The following is a 6,247-nucleotide window of genomic DNA, read 5'->3' as shown; positions in this document are numbered from 1 at the left end:
CTGGCCGCCGCCCGCGAACACGCCGACGGGCACCGCCGGCAGGTCGACGTGCTGACGGCCCTGCACGACGAGCCGCCCGGCGCCCAGCCGGGCCTGCGGGCCGGGCTGCGCCGACTGCTCCGGAGCGGCGCCGAACGCGAGGCCGCCGAGCAGCACCGCGAACAGAGCCGGGGCGAACTCCTCGCCCAACTCGTCCAGCAGCGCACCGTGTTGGAGGCCGCCCACGCCCACATCGCCCGCTGCGCCCAGGCCGAGGACGCCGCGGCCGACCTGAATACCCGCTCCACCTCGGCCGTCACCGAAGCCGAGGCGGCCGCCGGCCGCGCCCGCGCCCAGGAGGCCGCCGCCCGAGCCGCGGAGTCCACGGCCCGTACGGACGCCGAGCGGGCCCGGCAGGAGGCGTGGGCCGCCCGGCGCGAACTGGAGGGCGCCACCGCCGAACTCGACGCCGCCCACCGGGCCCTGCGCGCGGCCGCCGCCGACCTCCCGTCCCTGCCCCTCGACTGGCCGCGGCTCCCCGACCACGAGCAGGAACTCGGCGCCCCCTGGGCCGACGAGGCCTGGAGCACCGCCCGCAGCGACCTGTTCCTGCGCGCCCTCGACCTGCACCGCGCCCTCGTCGCCAACACCGCGAAGCGGATCCGCGGCAACCTCCAGGTCCTGGTGGAGCTCATGGCCGGCAACAGCGGGCCCGTCCCCGAGGAGCAGGTCCTACACGCCTGGCAGACCCTCTTCCTTCTCGTCCCCGTCGTCTCCACCACCTTCTCCTCCATCGGCAGCATGTTCGCCCGCCTCGGCCAGGGCTCCATCGGCTGGATCCTCGTCGACGAGGCCGGCCAGGCAACCCCGCAGGCCGCCGTCGGCGCCCTCTGGCGGGCCCGCCGCGCCGTCCTCGTCGGCGACCCGCTCCAGCTCGAACCCGTCGTCACCATGCCGACCGCCCTGCAGCGCCGACTCCTGCTCGCGTACGGCGTCGACGAGGAATGGCTGCCCTCGGCGACCTCCGCCCAGGCCGTCGCCGACCGCGTCAACCGCTACGGCACCTACCTGCCCGCGCCCACCGGCGCGGAGGAGGACACCGTCTGGGTCGGCTCACCGCTGCGCGTCCACCGCCGCTGCGAGGAGCCCATGTTCACCGTCAGCAACGAGGTCGCGTACGGCGGCCTCATGGTCCACGGCACCCACCCCCAGCCCTTCCCCGACCCCGACCACGACGGCCTCCTCCCCAGCCGCTGGCTCGACACCCCCGACCCCGACCGCCCCGCCGACGCCCCCTGGGGCGAACGCGACCGCCGCGCCCTCACCTTCCTCCTGGGCCGCCTCGACCACCACGGCGTCACCGTGGAACGCCTGCGGATCATCGCCCCCTTCCGCGCCCTCGTCGCCGAAGCCCGCGAAACCTGCCGCACGCTCCCCGGCTGGACGGCCGAACTGCTCGACGAGCGCTGCGCCACCGTCCACAAGGCCCAGGGCAAGGAGGCCGACGTCGTGATCCTGCTCCTCGGCGCGGGCCGCCCCGGCGCCCGCAACTGGGCCGCCGGCACCCCACACCTCCTGAACGTCGCCGCCAGCCGCGCCAAACGCCGCCTCTACGTCATCGGCGACCGCGCCCTGTGGGCCCCGCTGCTCCACTTCGACGTCCTGGCCGCCGAAGTCCCCGCCTACGACCACGTCCACGACCGCGCCACCTGGCCCCTCGACGGCCCCGCCGGCTGAGCATGCGGGCACGGGGCGTTCTGATGGTGTTGGCACGAGAAGTCGGCCGGTCCGACTTCTCAGGTGTGGTCAGGTCCGGGCTGAGGCCCCGCGTACGGTGAGCGGCGGTCCGATGATGGGAGCGTGGAGAGTGCTTGACGCCAGGACGGTCGTCGCGGAGTGCGACCGGATTCAGTGGAGTCTGGATCCGCTCGTGGGTGTAGGCCCGCTGCGGTTCGGCATGGTGTACGAGGACGTGGTGGAGGCGCTCGACGGCTTCCTGGAGCCCCCCGCGGGGAGCGCGAGTCACTACGGCCAGGTGCTGAGCGACGACTTCTTCCTCCCGCACTCCTCGAACAATTCGGTCCTCACGGTCTACTACGACGCCGAACGCCTGGTCTGCATAGTCGTCAACGCGCTACGCGGTCCGCAGATCACACTGGACGCACTGTCGCTGGTCGGCCGCGTGCCGTCCGAACTCGAAGCAGACTTCGTCGAGTACACGGCCACCCGCGGCTACGACCTGCGATACGGCCAGTACGGGGATCCGGGCTCGGAGGCGCTGGGAGTCGTCCTTCGCGCCCAGCGCGCCGGAGACGTCGTACTGAGCCGGCCGGTGCTGGTCGCCCAGTCCTGGGCAGAACGCTGTTGTGATGTCTCTGAGGGTCGCATCCCCGAGGCGGAATGGCGCGATCGGCACTGGTAGCCGAGCGGCCGGACGGTGGCAGGCGAAGCCTCCTGCCAGGCCGTCAAAGCCGGCGGTTGAGGCTGTGGCGACCGGGTGTCCTGAGGGTGTTGCACGAGAAGTCGGCCGGTTCGACTTCTCACGTGTCCTCACCGGCGCCCAGGTGCGGCCGGGGTGGCCCCCGCGCCCGGGTGTCAGAACACCGGGGGCCGCCCCAGCCGGGTCATCCGCCAGACCGTGGCCCAGCGCATCGGGCGGCGGGGTGGGCACGGGGTGCGGACGCCCTCCAGGAAGCCGGAGTACCAGGCGCGCAGTCCGGCGGCGGGCGGGCGGCGGGAGAGGGTGTATACCGACCAGGAGGCGAGGTACGGCGGGACCAGGACGGCGGGCAGTCGGCGTTTGGCCGGCCAGACGCGGTCGCGGGCCGTCAGCCGGTAGTAGGCGGCGTGTCGGGCGGGCTCGGTCCGGGGGTGTTGGAGCAGGAGGTCGGCCCGGTAGCGGATCGACCAGCCGGCGTCGAGGACGCGCCAGGCGAAGTCCGTCTCCTCGTGGGCGTAGAAGAACCGCGAGGGGAAGCCGCCGACCCGGTCGATGGCGCTCATCCGGATCGCGTGGCCGCCGCCCAGGAAGGTGGTCACCTCGCCGGAGCGCAGGGCACCGGAGGAGCCCGGGCGCGGGAGGTGGCGGCGCTGGGTGTGCCCCGTCCCGTCGGCGACCCGGAAGCCGACGACGCCGAGGAGCCGCTCCCGCTCGAAGGCCTCCCGGACCAGCCGGAAGGTGTCGGTGCGGGGGAGCAGGCCGTCGTCGTCCAGGTTCACCACCACGTCCACGCCGCCGAGTTCGCGCAGTCGCCGGGCGCCGAGGTTGCGGCCGCCGGGGATGCCGAGGTTTTCCGGCAGTTCCACCGCGTCGACCCAGTCCGGGAGCGGCGGCAGCCGCACGCCCTGCCCGATCACCACGACCCGGGCGGCCTCGCCCTCCTGGGCGGCCACCGAGTCGAGGAGCGCGCCCAGCTCCCGGGGCCGGTCGCCCATCGTCAGTACCACCACGCCCAGCCTGAGGCCCATCCGCACCCGCTTCCGTCGAGGAATCCCGCAGATCCGGTGCAACGACCGGCCCGGCTCGGAGGTCACGTACGGATGGGAGCGAATGTTGGTACGGAGGCGAACGCCTGGAAGAAACCGTTCGTTCGGTTTTTCGGGTGCGGGAGGCGGTGCGCCGGAGGCCGATCCACCGGGGCGGCCGAGGCGTGCGGTCACCCACGGGGCGGTGGGGCCTGACGGGGTGTGGGGAGGGGGAGTGGTTGGCGGGATTCCTCGGCATCGTCTTGTCGGTCGTGGGTGGGGCGAAGCTAAGATACGGGGTGTTTGGTTTTGTTTTCCGGGAGCTCAGGGCGGGGTGGTTTCGGTGGTACGGCAGGAACGGGCGCTCCGGACACGTCGGCTGATCCTGGAGGCGGCGGCCTCGGTCTTCGACGAGTTCGGGTACGAGGGCGCGACCATCGGCGAGGTGGTCTCCCGGGCCGGTGTGACGCGCGGTGCGGTGTATTTCCATTTCGCCTCGAAGCGCGATCTGGCGCAGGGCGTGGTGGAGGAGCAGTTCGTCCAGGACGGAGTTCCCGAACGGAGCTGCAAGCTCCAGGAGTTCGTGGACACCGGGATGGTGGTGGCGTACCTGATGCCGCGTGACCCGCTGCTCAGCGCGGGTGCCCGGCTGTCGCTCGGGCAGGACCTCTTCGACGATCTGGGCGGCGGTGCCATCCCCGGCTGGATCAGCCGGTTCGAGGCGCTGCTGGTCGCGGCCGGCGAGCGCGGCGAGCTGCTCCCGCACGTCGTGCCGGCGGACACCGCGTGGCTGCTCGTCGCCGCGTGGACGGGGGTGCAGATCCAGTCCCAGAAGCTCTGCGGCCGGGCCGACCTGGAGCTGCGGGTGTCCGCGCTGTACCAGCACCTGATGCCGAGCATCGCGGTGCCGGGCGTGCTCGGCTCGCTGCAGATGGGGCCGAACCGCGGTGCCCAGGTGGTGGCCGAGGCGGCGGCGGCCCGTGCGGCGGCGGAGGGCGACTCGGAGGGCGGAGACCTCGACGGCGGTCCGGATGGTGCGGGCGGCGCCGTGCGCGCCGAGGTGCAGACGGAGGTCGGGGTGGGCTGACGGCGGCTCACCGCCCGACCCACCTGCGGGAATCCGGGTGGGCGAGGGCGGCGGGGGCGGGCGAATCGGCGGCGACGGGACCACGGGGGTCCGGCGCCGCCTTTGTTTTGCCCGGGCTCGGTCACACGGCGCGGCGGTGGCACTGCCGAGGGTGGCGGGCCGCAACGTCCGCGCAAAACAAACAGCACGTTCGGTTTTGTATTGACAAACCGCGCGTCCTGTTTTTCACTGGTAGCAGTTGACCCAGGGTGTCGACCCGGGTGCCGGCCGTGGCCGTGGAGGCTGCGGCGTTCCGTGTGATTGGGGTGGTCATCGTGGAAATTCGGGTGCTCGGGGCGCTGGACGTCCGGGTGTGCGGGATATCGGTGGTGCCGTCGGCGCCGAAGCCGCGGCAGGTGCTGGGACTGCTGGCGCTGCGGGCGGACCAGGTGGTGTCGGCCGGGGTGCTGGCCGACGAGCTGTGGTCCGGCCGTCCGCCGCGCAGTGCGCGCACCACCGTGCAGACGTACGTGCTCCAGCTGCGCGACCTCATCGACCGGGCGCTCGCGACGGCCGGTACGGCGCGGGGGGTGTCCTGCGCCAAGGATGTCCTGGTGACCTCGCCGGGCGGCTACATGCTCAACAGCGGCGGCGGACTGACGGACCTCCGGGAGTTCGAGCGCCTGGCCGGCACCGGCTACCGGGCGATGGACGGCGAGGACTACCCGGGGGCGGCCCGGCTGCTCGGCGAGGCGCTCGCGCTGTGGCGCGGGCCGGCCTTCGCGGACGTCCCGGTCGGCGGCCAACTCGCCGTCGAGGTCAGGCGGTTGGAGGAGACCCGGCTCTGCGCGCTGGACCAGCGGATCGAGGCCGACCTGCGCCTCGGCCGGCACCGGGTGCTGCTCGCCGAACTCACCGTCCTGGTCGACCGCTACCGCACCCACGAGAGCCTGCACGGCCAGTACATGGTCGCGCTGCACCGCTCCGGCCGCCGGGGCGAGGCGTTGGAGGCCTACCAGCGCCTGCGGAACACCCTGGTAAGGGAGTTGGGCATGGAGCCCTCGGTCGGACTGCGGCGGCTCCAGCGCTCCATCCTGCTCGCCGGTCCCGAGCGTGTGTCCGAGCGCGGGTTGGAGCGCGGGTCGGAGCGTGCGGCGGAGCGCGAGCCCGCCGGTGTGGCCGCCGGTGCGGCCGCCGGGCCGGAGGCGGCGGCCCGGTTCAGCCGGGCCGGCTGAACCGGCCGGTTGTCCGGGTCGTGGGCCGGGCCGTCCCGGTCGGTGTCGCATCGGCGGCACCGGCCGCGGACGGCCGTCGGAGGCCGCGGCGTCCGTCGTGGGGCGGCCGCGGTCTGGTCGGAACCTGCTTGTCGTTGTGAGGGGTTGTGGGACGGGTGGTCCAGGAGAGGTCGGAACGGACGCGCGGGCGGCTGGTGGAGGCGGGGGCGGCACTGTTCGACCGCCGCGGCTACGCCGGTGCCACCCTCGGCGAGATCGCCGCGGCCGCCGGGGTGACGAAGGGGGCGCTGTACTTCCACTTCGCCTCCAAGGAGGAGCTGGCCAGAGCGGTGTCCGCGCAGGCCGAACGCTCGCTGCGGTCGGCCTGCGCGGAGCTGCGCGCCGCGTCGTCCCCGCTCCAGGGGCTGATCGACGCGGGCTACTGGCTGGTCGAGGCCCTCGGGACGGACCCGGTGATCCGGGCGGCCTTCCGCCTGGGCCGTGAGGACGGCGGCTGGCAGGT

Annotated in this window: 6 protein-coding genes; 5 read left to right on the top strand and 1 reads right to left on the bottom strand. The window is 73.7% G+C overall.

All coding sequences use genetic code 11. The features are described 5' to 3' along the window. A partial coding sequence (locus AE652_RS32575; RefSeq protein ID WP_049658141.1) for a DEAD/DEAH box helicase occupies positions 1 to 1,716 on the top strand: 1,716 nt, incomplete at its 5' end. Positions 1,717 to 1,909: 193 nt separating this feature from the next. Continuing rightward, positions 1,910 to 2,401 carry a hypothetical protein gene (locus AE652_RS48635; RefSeq protein WP_234348626.1) on the top strand — a complete coding sequence of 164 codons (492 nt, stop codon included), beginning with the start codon at positions 1,910 to 1,912 and terminating at the stop codon, positions 2,399 to 2,401. A 173-nt stretch (positions 2,402 to 2,574) separates the two neighbouring features. Here AE652_RS48635 and AE652_RS32565 read toward each other — a convergent pair whose 3' ends face one another. Further along, on the bottom strand, positions 2,575 to 3,447 hold the full coding sequence (locus AE652_RS32565) for a glycosyltransferase family 2 protein (RefSeq protein ID WP_049658139.1): 873 nt from the start codon (positions 3,445 to 3,447) through the stop codon (positions 2,575 to 2,577). A gap of 340 nt (positions 3,448 to 3,787) precedes the next feature. On the opposite strand from AE652_RS32565, the gene AE652_RS32560 reads away from it, so the two are divergent. The 3 genes from AE652_RS32560 to AE652_RS32550 form a co-directional block, all read left to right on the top strand. Beyond that, positions 3,788 to 4,531: a ScbR family autoregulator-binding transcription factor gene (locus AE652_RS32560; RefSeq protein WP_063780342.1), complete on the top strand. Its 744-nt coding sequence runs from the start codon at positions 3,788 to 3,790 to the stop codon at positions 4,529 to 4,531. A gap of 314 nt (positions 4,532 to 4,845) precedes the next feature. Beyond that, a complete protein-coding gene (locus AE652_RS32555) occupies positions 4,846 to 5,745 on the top strand; it encodes an AfsR/SARP family transcriptional regulator (RefSeq protein ID WP_082346123.1) in 900 nt (299 codons plus the stop codon). Between the two features lie 155 nt (positions 5,746 to 5,900). Beyond that, positions 5,901 to 6,247: TetR family transcriptional regulator (locus AE652_RS32550; protein WP_049658143.1), on the top strand; the 347-nt coding region annotated here is incomplete at its 3' end.

This window comes from Kitasatospora sp. MY 5-36, from assembly GCF_001182915.1.
Classification (GTDB): domain Bacteria; phylum Actinomycetota; class Actinomycetes; order Streptomycetales; family Streptomycetaceae; genus Kitasatospora.
This window is presented reverse-complemented; position numbering and strand designations above follow the sequence as displayed.

Excerpts from the sequence above, each read along its gene's own strand:
- AE652_RS32565 (WP_049658139.1), bottom strand. The coding sequence starts at position 3,447 with ATGGGCCTCAGGCTGGGCGTGGTGGTACTGACGATGGGCGACCGGCCC.